The sequence below is a fragment of the Halobacillus sp. AWM4_238 genome, assembly GCF_056158265.1.
On the sequence record NZ_JBSWSY010000002.1, the window covers coordinates 2,441,747 to 2,460,519 of the forward strand.

General features: G+C 46.7%; 15 protein-coding genes. 3 read left to right on the plus strand and 12 right to left on the minus strand.

All coding sequences use genetic code 11. The annotated features are described in order from the left end of the window. Window position 1 precedes the first annotated feature (1 nt). The gene (locus ACXACN_RS12325; protein WP_474964793.1) at window positions 2-814 is read right to left on the minus strand and encodes a DUF3100 domain-containing protein; all 813 of its coding nucleotides are present in this window, start codon (window positions 812-814) and stop codon (window positions 2-4) included. A gap of 150 nt (window positions 815-964) precedes the next feature. Here ACXACN_RS12325 and ACXACN_RS12330 point away from each other — a divergent pair, with 150 nt between their 5' ends. After that, the gene (locus ACXACN_RS12330) at window positions 965-2,386 is read left to right on the plus strand and encodes a hypothetical protein (RefSeq protein WP_474964794.1); all 1,422 of its coding nucleotides are present in this window, start codon (window positions 965-967) and stop codon (window positions 2,384-2,386) included. A gap of 116 nt (window positions 2,387-2,502) precedes the next feature. On the opposite strand, the gene ACXACN_RS12335 is transcribed toward ACXACN_RS12330, so the two are convergent. From ACXACN_RS12335 to ACXACN_RS12375, 9 genes are all read right to left on the minus strand, one after another. Beyond that, a complete protein-coding gene (locus tag ACXACN_RS12335) occupies window positions 2,503-4,455 on the minus strand; it encodes a beta-galactosidase (RefSeq protein ID WP_474964796.1) in 1,953 nt (650 codons plus the stop codon). Beyond that, a complete protein-coding gene (locus tag ACXACN_RS12340) occupies window positions 4,456-5,406 on the minus strand; it encodes an aldose epimerase family protein (RefSeq protein ID WP_474964797.1) in 951 nt (316 codons plus the stop codon). Window positions 5,407-5,420: 14 nt separating this feature from the next. Further along, entirely contained in the window at window positions 5,421-6,929 is a 1,509-nt protein-coding gene (galT, locus tag ACXACN_RS12345; RefSeq protein ID WP_474964798.1) for a UDP-glucose--hexose-1-phosphate uridylyltransferase, read from the minus strand. 15 nt (window positions 6,930-6,944) lie between these two features. After that, a complete protein-coding gene (galE, locus tag ACXACN_RS12350; RefSeq protein ID WP_474964799.1) occupies window positions 6,945-7,934 on the minus strand; it encodes a UDP-glucose 4-epimerase GalE in 990 nt (329 codons plus the stop codon). Continuing rightward, a complete protein-coding gene (locus ACXACN_RS12355; RefSeq protein WP_474964801.1) occupies window positions 7,931-9,103 on the minus strand; it encodes a galactokinase in 1,173 nt (390 codons plus the stop codon). Before ACXACN_RS12355 ends, galE begins: the two co-directional genes overlap by 4 nt. Before the next feature lie 14 nt (window positions 9,104-9,117). Further along, entirely contained in the window at window positions 9,118-11,340 is a 2,223-nt protein-coding gene (locus tag ACXACN_RS12360; RefSeq protein WP_474966870.1) for an alpha-galactosidase, read from the minus strand. A 12-nt stretch (window positions 11,341-11,352) separates the two neighbouring features. Continuing rightward, entirely contained in the window at window positions 11,353-12,183 is an 831-nt protein-coding gene (locus ACXACN_RS12365) for a carbohydrate ABC transporter permease (protein WP_474964802.1), read from the minus strand. Continuing rightward, window positions 12,180-13,145 carry a carbohydrate ABC transporter permease gene (locus ACXACN_RS12370; RefSeq protein ID WP_474964803.1) on the minus strand — a complete coding sequence of 322 codons (966 nt, stop codon included), beginning with the start codon at window positions 13,143-13,145 and terminating at the stop codon, window positions 12,180-12,182. The genes ACXACN_RS12365 and ACXACN_RS12370 overlap by 4 nt, the downstream gene beginning before the upstream one ends. A 726-nt stretch (window positions 13,146-13,871) precedes the next feature. Next, window positions 13,872-15,185, minus strand: a complete 1,314-nt coding sequence (locus tag ACXACN_RS12375; RefSeq protein ID WP_474964805.1) for an ABC transporter substrate-binding protein — start codon at window positions 15,183-15,185, stop codon at window positions 13,872-13,874. 248 nt (window positions 15,186-15,433) lie between these two features. Between ACXACN_RS12375 and ACXACN_RS12380 the strand changes: the two genes are divergently transcribed. After that, window positions 15,434-16,645 (plus strand): ROK family transcriptional regulator, encoded by a 1,212-nt coding sequence (locus ACXACN_RS12380; RefSeq protein ID WP_474964806.1) that lies wholly within the window; start codon window positions 15,434-15,436, stop codon window positions 16,643-16,645. Between the two features lie 46 nt (window positions 16,646-16,691). Here the strand turns inward: ACXACN_RS12380 and ACXACN_RS12385 are convergent, their stop codons facing one another. After that, window positions 16,692-17,063 carry a hypothetical protein gene (locus tag ACXACN_RS12385; RefSeq protein ID WP_474964808.1) on the minus strand — a complete coding sequence of 124 codons (372 nt, stop codon included), beginning with the start codon at window positions 17,061-17,063 and terminating at the stop codon, window positions 16,692-16,694. Between the two features lie 223 nt (window positions 17,064-17,286). On the opposite strand from ACXACN_RS12385, the gene ACXACN_RS12390 reads away from it, so the two are divergent. Next, the gene (locus ACXACN_RS12390) at window positions 17,287-18,222 is read left to right on the plus strand and encodes an LCP family glycopolymer transferase (RefSeq protein WP_474964809.1); all 936 of its coding nucleotides are present in this window, start codon (window positions 17,287-17,289) and stop codon (window positions 18,220-18,222) included. 58 nt (window positions 18,223-18,280) lie between these two features. Here the strand turns inward: ACXACN_RS12390 and ACXACN_RS12395 are convergent, their stop codons facing one another. Beyond that, complete coding sequence (locus ACXACN_RS12395) at window positions 18,281-18,694, minus strand: hypothetical protein (RefSeq protein ID WP_474964811.1); 414 nt, start codon at window positions 18,692-18,694, stop codon at window positions 18,281-18,283. Window positions 18,695-18,773 lie beyond the last annotated feature (79 nt).

The window sequence follows — 18,773 nt, forward strand, 5'->3', positions numbered from 1 at the left end:
TTTACGCCCCTTTCCTTACACTTGTATTTTCTTTTTTCTTCGATGTCATGAGCTGATAAAGACGTTCGGTAAGCGGCAGTCCAATAAAAATGCTCATATACAACCCTGTCGATAAGGATAAAAGGTTACTGGCTCCTGCAAAGGCGAGGATATCATTTTCCATTGCCGGAAAAGCTGCAACAAGAGAGCCGCTGGCGGCTGCCATCATGCTTCCACTGCCGATTCCAGATGCCATCGCGAAGGATAGCGGGTGAAGCGGTGTCCATGTAGCAAGAAAACCTGAAATCAACCCCATAAAAACAGCTCCAAACACGGTACCGAATATGTAAATCGCCATGACTCCTCGTCCTTCGGGTGAGTTGAACCCATACTTGTCCATGACTAACCCAACGTTCGGTTCACGCGCGACTGAGTGGGCCATTCCAATACTCTCGCGTTTCAGTCCGAGCCACACGGCTACAGGCAGTGCGATCAGGATCGTACCAAGGTTCCCGAATTCCTGTAATAGTAATGCAGGACCCGCCTCAATGATCTGCGGGAGCGCCGGGCCGATGATGACTCCGATTTTCGCAATGAGAACCGTCACGCCAAGAACGATGATCGGTTCCGCGTTTTTCGACTGCTTCTCTTTGATCACTGGTGTGAAAAATAAAGCAAGACCAATAATGATGGCATAAAGCATAGGTAATAAAAGTACCACACCAGGACCGACGTTGAAGGAGTGCGTGCCGATGATTTCTGTAACCAGAACAATCGCAAGCACAACCGCATGGAGCCTCCAATCTTTCCAAATGTTTGTGAGTTGTTGTTTCATTGATGATCCCCCCTAAAAAGTAAATAATACTAATCATTATAATGTTCAGAATATTTATTGCAAGGTCAATATTTGACAAAAGTCCCGGTTCCTTTTTTCACCCCTCCTGAACTCCTTGAATAGCCTATGTAAAAAAGAGGAGGCATTTTTATGGAATTGACAATGTCTCATTGGATTTATGGGTTATTCACTCTTCTTATCATCTTGACGATGATTCTCCGTAAAGGGGTCGTGCTCCCTACGCTGCTCGGTACGTTTCTGGTTGCCTGGATGTTTAATGGAAGTTTGATCAGTGGTTTTGTCGGCGTCTTCAATGCCAACCTTGTGGCGGCAAAAGAATTGTTCAATATCTTTTTGATCATCACCTTTATGGTTGCCTTGTTACGTTCCTTGAAAGACCTCGGGGCGGACACGATGATGATCCAACCGATTCAAAAAGTGATGGTCAACAGTCATGTGTCGTTTTTCATTCTCGTCGGCGTCACCTATGTTGTCTCCCTGTTCTTTTGGCCGACCCCGGCTGTGCCGCTCATTTGCGCCTTACTCGTCCCTGCTGCCATCCGGACAGGTTTGCCTGCTTTGGTGGCTGCGATGGCTGTGGCGCTTGCCGGACAGGGGATGGCGCTGTCGTCCGACTACATTATCCAGGTAGCACCTGAGCTATCGGCCAAATCTGCAGGGATCGATACGGCGAGCGTGATGGATCAGGCACTGCTTTTGTCAGTCGTTACAGGATTTGTTGCGATTGGTCTCGCGTACCTTTTCAATAGGAAAAGTTTCCGTTCCAAAGACAATCCCGAGAACCAACAGGAGATTGTCCAGATGCAGGGTTTGAAAGAAACAGAAGGAGCGAAAAGTTCACGCGTTCCCATCTGGAGCAAAGTTTTCGCTGTTCTCGTTCCGCTGTCTATGCTTGCTGTTATGATTCACATGGTTTCAACCAAGCTCGGTTCAGGTCGGATGGGAGGATTTGAAGGAGGGAACGGAGCGGCTTTTATCGGAGGCGTCGCGGTCGTTTTGTTGTTGCTCTCAAGTGTTGCCTTTGGAAAACAGAAAGCGCTGGATGATGTGAGTACCCACATTACCGAAGGGTTCGTATTCGCGTTCAAGGCGATGGGGCCGGTCATTCCGATTGCCGGATTTTTCTTTCTTGGCAGTGGGGAGTTTGCCAAAGATATTCTTGTTCTGCCTGCAGAATCGACCCCTTCTTTCTTGTTCGATCTTGTCCAGTCGAGCCAGGATTTTCTGCCCCAGAACGCCTTTTTGACCGCTTTTAGTATTTTGATCATTGGAATCATTACAGGGTTGGACGGTTCTGGTTTCTCGGGGCTACCGCTGACTGGCGCGTTATCCGCCTCTCTCGCTAACGGCACCATCGACGCTTCCACCCTCGCTGCCATCGGGCAGATGGGATCGATCTGGACAGGAGGCGGAACGATCATCGCCTGGTCATCCTTAATCGCAATCGCCGGATTCTGCGGCGTCCCCGTCATGGACCTCGTCCGAAAAAACTTCATCCCCGTCATCCTCGGCTTGATCGCCTCCACCACAGTTGCACTGCTGTTCCTGTAGTTTCCTTTTTCTGGTGTACCAGGTCATCCAGAATCTGGATGACCTGGTACACCAGTTTTTGTAAGTATATATTCGATCAAACAAAAAAAGTGCAGGAGCTTTCTCCTGCACTTTCCTTATTCCTTCACGATTCTGCTTTCAAATGAACCAAGTTTCTCTTCACCGAACGATTTTTCTTCATCGCTATGATTCATCAAGAACAGGTATGAGGAACCTCCGACTTCCCGGCGGTATACTTCCACATCGCAATCGGACTCTATTGTTTCAATGCCGCACTCATCTGTTACATCCTGAGCGATTTTCTCCAAAGCCTCTTCACTCAAGCCACCACCGACGTAGTAGACGTTTCCTTTTCCAAACGTGTTCTTCGTCACGGCAGCGTATTCTTTATAAAATTGATCCTGATAAGAATACAGTGTCTCAGCTTGTTCTGGAACAAGGAGGTCTCGCCAGACGGAAATATGAGCGGGCACATCCGCAAACGCCCCTTCCCCTTGCAGTTCCAACTGGTGTTCGGCCGTTAAGGATTCAATCTCTTCGACGCGAGCTCCAATCAAGTCCCGGACTGGACCTGGAAGAACTTCGCCAAGGCGGATGTTGTTGTCTTTACCTTTCAAGCCGGCACGGTAGGAGAAGATGACGGTGCCTCCTTCTTCTGCAAAGGTTCGGAGACGACTGGCGAGTGCATCGTCCATCAACTGCATGACAGGGACCAGGACGACTTTGTATGTACCGAGTTCACGGCTTGCCGGTATGACATCGATGTTTGTGTTCTTCCGGTAAAACGGACGATACAAACGGAGCAATTCTTCGTTGAAATCGAAGTCTTTGCTCTGGATTTGGGAACGCCAGGACCAGATGTTGTCGTAATCATAAAGGACCGCGATATCGGATTGGATCTCCGCATTCAGCAGTTCTTCATGCTCTTTGATTTCTCCGAAAAGAGACTGTACCTCTTTATACTTGCGTCCATATACATTATCGTGGTCGACGACACCGTAACAAAACTGCTCCGCTCCCTTTGTCATGCCTCTCCAGCGGAAATACAGCATGTTGGAACAGCCATGCGCGAACGCTTGATACGACCACATTTTCGCCTGATTTGGCCGTGGCAGGTAACCGATGACATCATGTCCCTGAGCTCCCATCAGTTCTTCGACGATCCAGTAGTTTTTATCAAGCAGGCCGCGGTTGAAATCATGCGTCATCGCAATCGCTTCTGGAGGAATCGGTTTTTCGAGGCCACCCCAGACCGGGTAGTTATCATAGGAAACGAAATCCATCTGCTTCACGTTTTCTTCGTGGTCAAACCATTTATCGAAAAATCCGCCGGACACGTTTGTGGTCACGGTTTGATGGCTGCCTTTGTGTTCATTCACAATCGCTGTCATTTGGTGGGCGAACTCGTTGACGGAAGCGGATCGGAAGCGTGCCCATTCGAGCTTCAACGTCGGATTATGGGTTGTCACCGTTGGCTTTGGAATCGGGACCTCAGAAAAGTCGTTATACGTCTGGCCCCAGAAAATCGTTCCCCACTCATCATTAAGCTGATCGACGCTTTCGTATTTGTTTTCCAAATACTGATGAAACGCGCTATGGCACTGATCACAGTAACACATGTCGCTCCCTTCATGGCCGAATTCATTGTCGATCTGCCAGGAAACGATCGCTTCTTCATCTTTATAATGCTGAACAAGTTTTTCCGTAATACCCGCAGCATACTGACGGTACTTGTCAGAGTTGAAGCAGTATTGACGACGTCCGCCAAACACCCTCGTGTTACCGTTTTCATCTTCAGACAAAATGGATGGGTGTTTTTGAGCGAGCCAGGCTGGGAATGTTGCTGTCGGTGTCCCGAACATGACATCCAGGCCATTCTGCTTCACTTTTTCAATGACACGATCAAAGTAGGAAAAGTCGAATGCGCCTTCTTCCTTCTCCATCAGATGCCAAGCGAATTCCCCGATCCGTACGATGTTTGCCCCCATGTCTTTTATGCCTTGAATGTCTTCTTCCATCATTTGTTCCGGCCAATGTTCCGGATAGTAATCGACACCTAAATATGTCATTTATAAGCCTCCTGTCTCGATGTTCAATGTCCACTTGTAGGACCCCTGAGCCGGGATATAGGATACTTTGCCGATTTTTTCAGCAAGGTACACATCGTCGTATACGCCGGTGCAAGGTTCTAATGCAATGTTATGCTCTCCACGGTAACCGCCGCGCGTCTTCCATACGCCGAGATACGGCACTTTATTTTCAGGAAAACGATACGTCAATTTTCTGTTCAAGTTAGGCTGGACGAGAGCGCACCAACCATGAGAAAGCGGCTCAGTGAAATAGAATTTCTCAGCCGTTCCTTCTTCCATCGGCTCCAGCTGGCTGAGGTCGATGGTGTGACCTGTTTTCTCTGACTTTGTTTCCGGATAAGCATGGGTTGTTCCCCAGGCGCCAAGATGCTGGGTTCCTTTTTCAACATTCATCACCTGCTTCAAATCATCAGGCACTTCGATGGCTGTATGTTCATCAAGATTCAGTAGCGCATGTGGCGTCCAAATGAATGGAAACGGCTCATCACTTTTGTTGACCGCCTCATACTTGATCGTCAAATCAGCACCATGAAGGCAGATCTTCTTTTTCAGCGCATATGGAAATTCAGGACTGTGCACCTCAAGCGAGACTCCGTCATGTGTCGCTTTATATTCCCACGGCAGCGCCCACACTTCCCCGTGATCCGGGATCTCCTTCCAATCGGTCGGGTGAGGACCCTGATCAATCCCTGGGAACATTTCGTCAAAACCACTAGAATCGTACTTAGAAAAATCCGCTCCGTACGGTGGGATTTCAAGGTTCGGACGATCAGTCTGATACAACCATTCATAATCGGCTTCTTTATCAAAAAAACTAACCATCTTTCCCCCGTATTCAGGCAAAATCACCGCTCGTACACTCTCATTTTCCAATACAACGGCATCCAGACTCTTAAATTTCGTCTTCTGGTACGTGCAAACATCGACCATTGGTCACCGCCTCCTTATCCTAATTGTTTCATGAAACGTCGGAATGCTTCCTTTCCTTCTTCTGTACGTTTGAACACCCCTGCATGTTCCAAAACCGTAGAAAAACGTCTGCCGATTTCTTCCTGCATCTGTTCCCAAACCGCTTGTTCCGATGTTGTGTCCCACTCGATCTGCTTCGCCCACGGTACATGTTTTCCAACATCCCCATCATCTGCAGCTGCGTCTAGTCTTCCTTCTTTGATAAAACGGCTCAACGACTCCATCTCATTGACGAGTCGGCCTGGAAGCACGGCAAGACCCATGACTTCAATCAAACCGATATTTTCCTTTTTAATATGATGCACTTCTTCATGAGGGTGGAAAATTCCCATCGGATGGGTTTCATCCGTCCGGTTGTTTCTGAGGACAAGATCAAGCTCATAGCGTCCATCTCTGTAGCGGGCGATCGGGGTAACCGTATTATGAGGTTCGCCCTCCGATTCTGAGAAAACATCCACTTTTTCGTCCGTATACGTTTTCCACGACTGTAGAATCACGTCTCCGAGTTCAGCAACCCTGTGACGATCTTCGCCCCTCAGGCGAATGACTGACATCGGCCAGCGGACAATCCCTGCCTCGATATCTTTGAATCTCGGAATATCAAACGTTTCTTCCACCGGCGCTTTCGCCATCGGGAATTCATGGTGGCCTCCCTGAAAATGATCGTGACTCAATATCGATCCGCCTACAATAGGGAGATCGGCGTTCGAGCCGACAAAATAGTGCGGCAGTTGATCCGTGAAATCAAGAAGACGATCGAATCCTTCTTTGGAGACCTTCATCGGACGGTGCTCCCGTGATAAAACGATCGCATGCTCGTTATAATACACATACGGCGAATACTGCAGGAACCAATGCTCACCTTCAAGATCGACCGGAATGATTCGGTGGTTGTCCCTTGCCGGGTGGTCGAGCCTGCCGGCATACCCGACATTCTCTTTACACAACAGACAATCCGGATAAGAGGCTTGTTTCTTCCCTTTCGCAGCTGCAATCGCTTTTGGATCTTTTTCGGGTTTTGAGAGATTAATCGTAATCTCTAAATCTCCATATTCTGTCGGACTGTACCAGTGCTTGTTTTTAGCGATGCGGTCTGTACGGATGTAATGCGAACTCTTGGATAGTTGATAAAAATAGTCCGTCGCTGCTTCTGGTCCTTCTTTTTCTAATTTGTAATAGAAATCCCTGTTTACTTCTGATGGTCGGGGGACGAGAACATCCATGATTTTCGCATCAAAGAGGTCCCTGTCTGTGACGGTATCTTCTTCGATAATCTTTTGTTCAACCGCATAAGCGAGCATGCGGTCAAGGATGGCGACGGGGGTTGTGTAGTCTTCGCCTTCACGAGAAATCTCTACAGAAGCCCCGTCGAGCTTGAATACATGAAAAAATCGGTTCCGGACGTAATCGACGTCCCATACCGAAATCATGTTTTTGTGCAGGCCATATTGAATCAGATGCTCAATGTCTTGATAAATCGTCATATCCTCACCACCCTTTTAATCTTCGTACCCATGTGGATGCTCTTGAAACCACTTCCAAGCAGATTCGATCATCGATTCGACCTCTGGATATTGAGGGTTCCATCCAAGTTCTTTCTTCGCTTTATCTGAGGAAGCGACCAGCTGTGCCGGGTCTCCTGCGCGCTTTGGAGCCACTTCTGCCGGCACTGGATGTCCCGTCACACGACGTACGGCTTCGATGATTTCTTTCACACTGAAGCCCTGACCGTTTCCGAGGTTGTACGTGGCGCTTGTGCCTCCTTTTTTCAAACGGTCAATCGCCTGCAGATGAGCAGCCACCAAATCTTCCACATGAATGTAATCCCGGATACACGTCCCGTCAGCTGTCGGATAATCGTCACCGAAGATCATGATTTTCTCCCTTTTTCCGAGGGCAACTTGTAAAACGATCGGAATGAGGTGCGTCTCAGGACGGTGATCTTCTCCGATCCGCCCTTCAACATCCGCTCCTGCCACATTGAAATAACGAAGGACGGTGTACTGAATGCCGTGCGCCTTTTCGGCCCATTTCAGCATTTTTTCAATCGCAAGCTTTGTTTCTCCGTATGGGTTCGTCGGCTGGGTTGAATCGTTTTCCTGAATCGGAATCTGCTCGGGCTCCCCATAAACGGCGGCCGTTGAAGAAAAGACAATCCGTTTCACATCGTTGGCAGCCATCGCTTTTAAAAGGGACGTGGCTCCTCCGACGTTGTTGTCGTAATATTGCAGCGGTTTTTCAACACTTTCCCCGACAAGGGAATCGGCAGCAAAATGGAGAACGGAGTCGATGTCATTTTCTTTGAAAACCGTGCTCAAAAATGACTCATCTCGTAAGTCTCCTTTATACAGTTTCGCTCCCTCCAGTACGGCCGGGTGATGTCCCGTCTGAAGGTTATCAACGACGATGACGTTTTCACCTTTGTCCTGAAGCTGTGCTACGGCGTGACTTCCGATGTAGCCTGCTCCTCCACACACAAGTACAGTCATATTCTCTCCTCCTCCAAGCGTTTCGCTCCATCACCGATTTCTACAACATAAAAGTCAGCTTCTAAGCCGGTTTGTTCATGATAACGACGCCCGACAGCTTCGATGAAACCATCAACGTGTGTTCGTTTGACGATACTGATCGTACAACCACCGAAGCCTGCACCTGTCATGCGCGACCCGACAGCCCCTTCGTTCCAGGCTGCTTCAACGAGGGCATCCAGCTCTTTTCCTGTCACCTCATAATCATCTCTTAAGGATACGTGGGAGGCATTCATCAGCTTGCCGAACCCTTCGATGTCGCCGGCATTCAACAAGTGGACCGCTTCGATCGTGCGCTCGTTTTCGTAGACAGCGTGCTTCGCGCGTCTTCGGACGGTCGGATCCTCAATTACTGACTGGTGGGTTTCAAAATCTTCGACACTCAATTCTCCTAAACTATTGATCGATACCTTCTGCTTCAGCTGTTCCAACGCCCGTTCGCATTCCGTTCTGCGTTCGTTATACTTGGAATCGGCAAGGCCGCGGCGCTTGTTCGTATTGGCAATGATCAGAGCATGTTCTTTGAGCTGAATGGGGGTGTACTGATAATCCAACGTGTCACAGTTCAAAAGCAGGGCGTGATCACTTTTTCCTAATCCGATCGCGAACTGATCCATAATTCCGCAGTTGACTCCGACGAACTCATTTTCTGCTTGTTGGGCAAGCTGGACCATTTTCACGCGGTCGATCGATAAGTCAAACAATTGTTCCAGCACGACTCCTGTGACGAGTTCAATCGAAGCTGAAGAAGAGAGTCCGGCACCATTCGGGATATTGCCGTAAAAAGCAAGATCAAGTCCTGCATCGATGTTATACCCGGCTTTCCGAAAGGTATCGATGACCCCTTTCGGGTAATTCGCCCAGTCATGATCTTCCTCATATACAAGTCCTTCTAGATGAGATTCAACAATTCCTTTGTCTGGAAAATTCATTGAATAAAAATTGAGCTTCTGATCTTCTCTTTTTCTCGCCACGACATAGGTTCCTACACTCAAGGCACAAGGAAAAACGTGCCCTCCGTTATAGTCAGTGTGCTCACCAATCAAATTCACACGACCCGGAGCGAAAAACGTTTGTGCTTCCTGTTCACCGTTGAATTTCTCGTAAAAAACGGAAAGTAAATCTTCCATTTCTGTACCCTCCCTCATTCTTTTGTCTCTTTTATCACGAAAAGCTGAGACTGGTGATCTCCCTTTCGTTCTGCATTCGCATGATTCGCTCCATTGAACTCCACACCAAGCGGGAGTCCTCTATACATCAGTTCGTCTCCATAAAACTCCGTTGTGGTTCCCTCGATTTCATATCGTTTTTCAGGATCCAGACCGCGCAATTTCAAAACCTGGTCGTTCTTCGGATTCGGGTGATATTGGGAACGGTACCAGCCGACGACAGCCTCTGTTTTTTCTTCTGAGACAACCATCCAGGCGGTATCCTGTTGTTTGAATGGATCTGACAAGCGGTAAAACGTACCGGAATGGATCAAACGACGAAGCGATTGAAATTCAGTGATTTGTTCTTTTACGATGATCTTTTCTTCTTTTGTCAGCTGGCTGGGATCGAATTCATAGCCGAACGTTCCGAAATAAGCGACATCTGCACGGAACTTCAAAGGCGTGTGGCGGTAAGTTTGATGATTTGGTACGGCAGATACGTGAGAACCCATGCTGCACAATGGATAAGCAAGAGATGTCCCATATTGAATCTTCAATCGCTCAACCGCGTCCGTGTCATCACTCGTCCAAGACTGCGGGGCATAATAAAGAAGACCCGCATCAAACCGTCCGCCTCCACCCGCACAAGACTCAAACAATACCTCCGGATACTTCGTCGTCAAACGCTCATACAAGTCATAGACTCCTAGGATGTACTGATGAAAGAAGTTGACCTGGTCATCCAGATATTGGGAAAACGGTTCGGTTATGTTCCGGTTCATGTCCCATTTGATATAGTCGAGCCCGGTCTCTTCGATGAGGGAACTCATGCGCTCGAACAAGTAATCGACTACTTGAGGGTTGGCAAAATCGAGCACCTTTTGATTTCGTTCCAGCGTTTGATGTCTGTCGGGTGGACCGACAACCCATTCCGGGTGTTGTTTCATCAATTCGCTTTCAGGACTGATCATTTCCGGTTCAAACCAGAGCCCGAATTGAAGGCCTTTTTCTTTTACTTTCTTCGCTAACGTTCCAATCCCGTTCGGAAGTTTCTTGTGATCGACAAACCAATCTCCAAGCGAAGACGTATCATCGTTGCGTTTTCCAAACCAGCCGTCATCAAGAACGAATAGTTCAACGCCGAGGTCACGCGCTTCATCTGTGAAACGGTCCAATTTTTCTTCATTAAAATCAAAGTATGTCGCTTCCCAATTGTTGATTAAAATCGGACGTTCTTTTTCCATCCACCTCGGGGCAATCAAATGCTTGCGGTGTAAGTCATGGAACGTCTGGCTCATTTCGTTCAAGCCATTTTCCGTGAATGACAAGATCACTTCCGGATTTTGAAAGCTGTCATTCTGTGCTAGTTTCCATTGAAAAGCCTGCGGATGGATCCCCATCGATAAGCGTGTCGTGTCGTAATGGTCGACCTCAGCCTGAGCGAGGAAGTTGCCACTGTATACGAACTGCATCGCAATCGTTTCCCCACTGTCTTCCGTCGTCTCTTCCCTTTTCAAAGCTAGAAAAGGATTGTGCTGATGGGAGCTCGCGCCGCGCACACTTCCGATTGAAGAGACGCCGGGTGTGAGTTTCCTCGTTTCCAAGTGCCGTTCGCGGGCCCATGCCCCTGATAAGTGAACCATTTCATATTCTGAGTCAGGGAGATCAATAGACGATGACATCGAGTGCTTTAAGTAAACAGGAGCTGAGCCTTCATTTATGAGAAGGCTACTTCTTGTGATCACTGGTAAGTCACTGAAAATGGTGTACATGAGCTCCCATACGACTTCCGCTTGATCATCGATAAGCGTAACCACCAGCGTTTCTGCTTCTGCATCTTTTGCAAAAGTTGCCGGAAGGCCTTCGAGCTTCGGTTTTCCTTGAATGATCTGATGCTTTTTATAACGAAAATCAGCGACGGAAGCGCCATTTTGCTCTTCCAAAATAATGGCTGGCGTACGAAAGTCTCCTTTTCCGTAAACAGGCGCCTCCTGCCTGACGTTTTCTAAGGAAAAACCAGGATCCCCTTCGAATACATGTGTCATCGAAGGGTTGGTCGTTTCATAGTCTTGGAAGTGACGGAAGTCCTGATCACGGAGGGCTTTGCCATAGTAAAGGTGGCCGAGCTGCCCGTTTTTCATGACATGAAAAATGTAACTGATTCTTCCATTGGTTAGATGAAATTGTTGTGTTTCTTCATTAATATAGATCAACAGCTGGTCCTCCTTCTACTCTTTGACAGATCCGCCGAGAATTCCGGAGATGAACTGCTTTTGCAGCAACAAGAAGAAAATCATGATTGGCAATGTAGACAGTGTGGTTCCCATCATGACTTGTCCATAATCAATCCGTGACATCCCGACAAGACTTGATAGAGCCACCGGTAATGTGTACATCTCCTGTGATTGCAGGACGACGAGCGGCCAGATGAAGTTGTTCCACTGGAACATGAATAAGAAAATCGCGACAGCAGCAAGAGCCGGGCGCATAACCGGAAGTACGATACGGAAGAAAATATGAAACTCTCCTGCCCCGTCGACTCGCGCAGCTTCAAGCAAGGAATCCGGAATCGACTGCATGTTCTGCCTCATTAAGAAAATGGCGAATGGATAAGCCACCTGCGGCAGGATTACCGCCTGGAAGGTGTTCAACCAACCGACCGTTCCGAAAATCTCAAACAATGGGATCAAGGTAACGTGATAAGGAATCATGATCGCAACAAGCAACATGAAGAAAATCGCGTTCCGCCCTTTGAATTGGAACTTCGCAAACGCATAGCCGGCCGCTGTACAAATGATGGCGGATATCGCTGTAAACGTCAGCGTAATGAACAAGGAGTTCCCCATCACGCGGATGATGCCGACATTTTCATTCAGATTCTTAAAATTCTCCCAGCCATAATCGCCTGGCAGGAAGTTCGGTGGAACCTTGAAGATTTCCCCGGACGGGTTTGTCGCCCCGACAAACATCCAATAGAACGGGAAGACGGATATGATGACTCCAATGAATAAGAACGCGTATAGGAGCGTCTTTCTAAGTGGACTAACTTGTTGATTCATTTATCTTCACCTGCCCATTTCATTTGTGCCCAGGATAGGACCCCGATAATTAATACAAGAACGTAAGCAATCGCGGAAGCGTAGCCGAAATCAAAGTAACGGAAACCATTTTGATACAAGTAAAGGGTGATGGTCAGTGTGGCATTGTTCGGACCGCCCTGCGTAAGAATATAAGGCTCATCGAACAACTGCAGCGTACCGATCGTTGAGAGTACGAATGTGAACAAGAAAATCGGCTTCAACTGTGGCACGGTAATGTAAAAGAACTGGCGGACCTTACCTGCCCCGTCCATCTCCGCCGCTTCATATAGCGAGCCAGGAATGTTTTGGAGTCCGGCAAGGAAAATGACCATGTTGTATCCGGTCCAGCGCCACGTGATCGCTGCCATCAAAGCAACTTTTGCCCAGAATGGATCAGACAACCAGGCGATCGCCTCAATCCCAAATAGAGAAAGCACATAGTTCGCAAGGCCGTAGTTTTCATCAAGAATGATCATGAAGATAATTGAGGATGCGACCAATGCCGTAATGGCCGGCATGAAGAAGGCCACCCGGAAAAAGCTCTTCATTTTCACCAGTTGAGAGTTAAGAGCTACCGCTATGACAACGGCTAAAAACAACTGGATCGGCACTTGAATCAGTAGAATGAGGAACGTGTTCCCGAGAGCTTTGTAAAATAACGTGTCCTGGAACAATCGAATATAGTTGTCCAGTCCGACGAATTCGTACCCTGATCCTGCTCGCGTTTGAAAACTCAATAATAAAGACGAAATGACCGGATATACGGTGAAGATCAAGAAGAACGTAACCGCAGGAAGAATAAATAAGTACGGAACCGTTTTCGGTGTAATCCATTTCTTACGTGATTTCTTTTGTTGGCCGGACGGACTAGGTTTCTTAGATGGCTGCTTGTTTGGTTCGTGGTTCGCATCTGCCATCTGTTCAGCATTCGTTTGACTCACAATGTTCTACCCCCTCGAAGATATTGGTTGGTTCTAAAAGCGCTTTCAAAATTCAGCGTTTAGACTTTGTTAATTAATTTAATTTACTTAATAGTAACATAGCTTTTTCCGTTTGTCTGCTTCATTTTCAGAAAAATTACATTCATTTTTAACTTCATAAAAGCTCCCGTTTGTGGAAGACTCAGTTTCGAGACGTTTGTTGAGTGGATGGGGGCGGAGGGGAATAGCTCGCTTTCCGCGGGAGTCTCGCCATTCCCCTCCGCCCCTCTGCCATATAAGTATCTCGAAACTACTTCCATTATTAGGTGCGTTCTATACGTATTGTGAGTTGTAACACAAAACCTCCATAGTATGGATAGAGTTCATGACCGCTTGCTATTGAGCACTTTCTTACTATAGGTAGTCATGGCGGAAGTTACTCCTTCTTGGTACAGGGGTTCGTTTCTCACATTATTGAAAGGGTTGGTTGGGAAGCTGCGAGACTCCCGCGGTAATGGATTGGCTGGCGAGACCCCGCAGAGCTTTAGCTGGCTTGCCTCAATCACCAAAGGAAAGCGAGTGGCTTCCCAACCAACCCTGACGATCAACTCAGCAACGAACCCCGGAAAGTCTCGAAACTGAGTCTTCAACAATCCTGCCATATACTTTAATAAAGGCATGAAACAAAAAAGGTCGATCTCCAAAAGCGGAGATCGACCTTTTTTCTAATATTTCATATAGGGAGATCTAGTTTGCGCTGCGTCCTGTTTCACTTTCAAGCTTGTCAGCTGCGTTTTGAAGCGCTTCTTCAATTGGCGTGCCATCAAGAAGGATGGATGCTTGCGTATCAGACATCGTATCGAACGCACGTGCATAATCAGACGTGTAATTCGCTACAGGAATATCAGATACTTCCTCTGCAAACAGCTGGAATACAGGCTTATTGTTAAAGAACTCAGATTCCTGGCTGAAATACTCTTCTTCATATGCTGGTTCTAAAGATGGGAAGATCCCTTTTTCTTTAAGGGCCGTCATTTGCGGCTCTACTTCTGTTGTGAAGTACTCAACGAATGCATATGCCGTGTTTTTATTGTCCGTAGAAGATGGAATTACTAAATCAGATCCACCAAGGTTGGCTGCGCGGTTGCCGCCTTCTTCAAATGCCGGCAAGTAGAAAACGTCCCAGTTGCCGCTTTGATCTGGTGCCTGATCCATGATCGTACCGGAATACCATACACCGAATGGAACAGTTGCCACTTCACCGTTAACGGTTGCAGAAACAACGCCATCCCAACCATTGTTGTTCAGCACAAGGTCTTCTTCATGCAAGCGGCTAATCACATCAAATGCTTTTTGTGATTCTTCGGAAGCTACATCAATGTTGCCTTCCTCATCATAGTAAAACGCCCCTTGCTGGTTCATCATCATGCGGTAAAGGGCATCGTCCGCTGCGATGTCAATCGGAACCATTTTTGTTCCTGTTGCTTCTTGAATGGTTTTACCTGCTTCAATGTAGTCATCCCAAGTGTTGATATCTTCAGGGTTGACGCCCGCTTCTTCAAAAATGTCTGTACGATAGAAGACGCCTGCAGGTCCTACATCCCAAGGAGCTGCGAAAAATTCACCGTCTTCGTTTTGCGTCACTGATTTTTTATAATCGCCGAATTTATCTGCGTGCTCATCGTAACCGAGCTCAGAAAGGTTCGCAATTGCATCAGGGAATTGATCCTGATAGTTCGCCAGACGATCAGACTCGACCATCACGACGTCCGGTAGTCCATTTCCGCCGGAAGCTAGTCCGACCGTTAATTTTTCATATATATCCAACCGTCCGATATCTTCCACGTTTACTTCGGCATCCGGGTATTGTTCTTTGAACCCATCAACGGCAAGTTCCATGGATTCAGCAGCTACGTTCCAACCCCATACCGTGATTTCGTCGGATGGATCTCCACCTTCTCCACTCTCACCAGAGGACTCTCCTCCTGTTTCACCAGAACATGCAGCCAGTCCACCAGCTACAAGGCCCACCAAAAGAAAACTTTTCAACCACTTTTTCATTCTGTCTTCCTCCCCCATATTTGATAGCGTTTTCAAAACTTAATAAAATAAATTAACTAACTAGTTATAAGGTAGCACATAACTTTACGAATGAAAAGAGTTTTTTCAAAATTAACTTATTTAAATCGAGTTCTGTTCTATAATAGATTCTAAAGGGATGGCTTTCTTGATGATAACTTAGTAAAATAAATTTAATAAGTTTCTTTTTATGGTAAGATGGAAGTAGTACACATAGTTGGAGGAATCGTATGAGCACGCACTATACTAGAGGCAGTTTTCAGTTGATGAAATCGATGAACCGCTCGATTATATTAAATATGATTCGTGAACATGGGCCTATTTCCCGCGCAGATATCGCGAAGCAATCAAGATTGACTCCACCTACCGTGAGCAATATCGTCAAGGAGCTCATCCAAACACAATTTGTGATTGAAACGACACAGGGGCAATCAAAAGGTGGACGCAAACCGACTTTACTAGAAATCAACGCGGATCACTTTTACGTCGTTGGCGTTGATGTAGGAACCCTGCATATGAACTTCGTCGTTACGAACTTATATGGAGAACTTAAGGATGTCGTAAAAAAAGAAATCCCTTCTTATCCATCAAAAGAGGATATTCTAAGTACGATGAAAGGCGGCATTCGGGAACTTTTCACGTCTGGAAAGTGTGATCCAAAGAAATTTCTGGGCATAGGAATCGGCATGCACGGGATTGTGGATCCGGTGGAAGGAGTCTCACGTTTCGCCCCATCCTTTCAGCTCTACGACATTCCAATAAAAGAAGAACTTGAAAATGAGTTCAATATGATTGTCAAAGTGGAGAACGATGCGAAGGCGATGACGCTTGGGGAGTATTGGTTCGGAAATGGAAACGATGCGGATAATTTGGTCGGTGTCAACGTCGGGAACGGAATCGGCGCTGGGATGATGATCAAAGGACAACTCTTCCATGGAGAAAACAATATCGCAGGGGAGATCGGCCACATTACTATCGACCTTTCCGGACCAAAATGTACGTGTGGGAATTATGGCTGCCTGCAGACGCTTGCAGCCGGCCCAGCCATTGCCGAAAAAGCGCGCAAAGAATTAAAAACAGGGAAGCCCTCTATGATTCGCGACCTTGTGGATGACGATTTTGAAAAAGTGGACGGAAAACTTGTTTATGAGGCGGCCTGCGAAGGGGACGAGTTCAGCATTGAACTGTTGAATCAGACAGGAAGGTTTTTAGGGATCGGCTTGACCAACTTGATTCATACGTTGAACCCGAAACGAATCATTATCGGTGGGGGCGTTTCGAAAGCCGGCGACTTTCTCATGGATGGAATCAAAGAAACGATCCATTCCCGCGGGCTGACGAGCAAGGCGAAGGAAACACATATCGTTTTATCGAAATTAGAGGATCACGCTTCAGCCATCGGGGCCTGCGTATTGATCTTAGAAGAATTTTTCTCAAGGTAAGAAAAAGAGCCCGCCGACACGGTAAAGCTGACGGCAGGCTCTTTCTTTATGGATTGTTTTGCATTTGCAGGACCATTCCTTCTAATACATGAATGTTCCTTGCGTTGTACCGGATCCCTTTGTAATCAAAAACAAGGATCTGACTGTCCTTCACATTGAGAAGTTCTTCATAATTTTTGTCGGCCACGATTTTTTGATAGCTGATGGTTGCAATGACATTTTTGCGTGCCAAATACACTTTCATTCCATTCAACTGCGAACGGACTTTCTTATCCGGTGGTTCTTCCTCATAAAAATAAACAAAATGCAGTTCATTTTCCATCGAGGATGTAAACTGTTGGATCGACCTCTCTGTCGCACTCTGTGCACATCCCACTAAAAGACCCAAAACGAGCAACAGTCCCAACCACTTTCTCAATTTACATTCCTCCAAAGAATAGCTTATACCACTATATGCCGATCCCCTCTCTCGTACCACACCTTCCAGAAAATAACGTACCAGGTCATCCAGAATCTGGATGACCTGGTACGTTAGAAATTTCCAGATTTATTCGTTCGCCCCCCCCTGTTTCAGGAGAGTTTTTACATGTATCTACAAAAATCGTATAATAGGATAGTAGTTTATAGAAAGAGGTGGGTGAATGGAACGCAGGGAACTGAAGAGAAAGAAAAGGCGTAAGCGCCGACGTTGGAAAGTCCTTTTATTTGTAGTAGCACTCGTATTTTTAATCGGGGGCGTTTATTTATATACCATATATAACGAAGTTCGTACCACTGTGAACCAGGATTTACACGAAGATGTAACTTCTATTGATACAGATCAAACCAAAGAAAAAGTAGATAACAAGGAACCGTTGAACATCCTTCTTCTCGGGGTCGATGAACGAGAGAACGATGTTGGTCGTTCAGATACGATGATTGTCATGACGCTTGATCCGAACAATGACCAAATGCAGATGGTGAGTATCCCTCGGGATACGTATGCAGAAATTGCCGGTGACGGACGCAAGACACGCATTAACCATGCCTACGCCTATGGGGGTAGCGACATGGCTGTAAATACCGTTGAAAACTTCCTGGACATTGAGTTGGATTATTACATCCGGGTCAATATGGAAGGATTATCGCAAGTTGTCGATGCGGTGAATGGAATCACAGTAAATAACGACCGTGCGTTCACCTCAGGTAATTTTAATTTCAAAGAAGGTGAAATTAAACTGGATGGTCGTGAAGCTCTTGCTTACGTCCGCATGCGTAAAAATGACCCTAGTGGGGACTTAGGCCGTAATGAACGTCAACGCCAGGTCATCCAGGGAATCATCGATAAAGGCGCGCGTCTCGACGCCGTAAACAAAGTCGGCAACGTCATGGATGTGCTTGGTGATAATGTGAGCACAAACATGCAGTTTGCAGATATGCGCAGACTCGTGACCAATTACAGCAGTGCCCGTAAAAATTCAAACACCTATCAAATGGAGGGAAATAACTTCCGGGCGAACGGCATGTATTTAATTGACATGCCGGAAGAAGAAATTCAAAAAACGCATAACATGATTGCTAATTTCGGTTCTGAATAACAAGAAGCCCCCTTCTCAACGGAGAAGGGGGCTTTTCATTTGCAGTCGGATACCTTGCTTAAGCTGCATCCTCGTCTTTATTTTTATTTGCTGTATATCTTTTTATGGCACGGGTGATCCCAACAAAGACAAAATAAATGCCGCAAAACAGGAAGAAACCCAGTACACTGACAAAGGCATCTGCAAACTCCATATTCCCACTGCCGGTTATTTTCTGCTGAATCTCAACCGCAAAAACAAACACAAGCACCATAGCAAACGTGAATAAAAACGAAATGGCTGTGATGCTCCATTTTGCAATAGCATGGAAAATAATATCCACGAAAATAAGACCAAAGAATCCAAGTATACCAATAACCCAGAAGTGGAGGTCCTTATCTGTCAGGTTCCACCCCATTGCGCGCGTGAACTTCATAATGACATCATGCCAAACATTGACCACATCGGCCAATAACAAAATAATCTCTCTCATTGCTACCCTCTCATTCTTCCATCTCAAAAACTAAAACAAACCGTAAGAATAAACTAAAAATATCATAAGGAGAAACGCT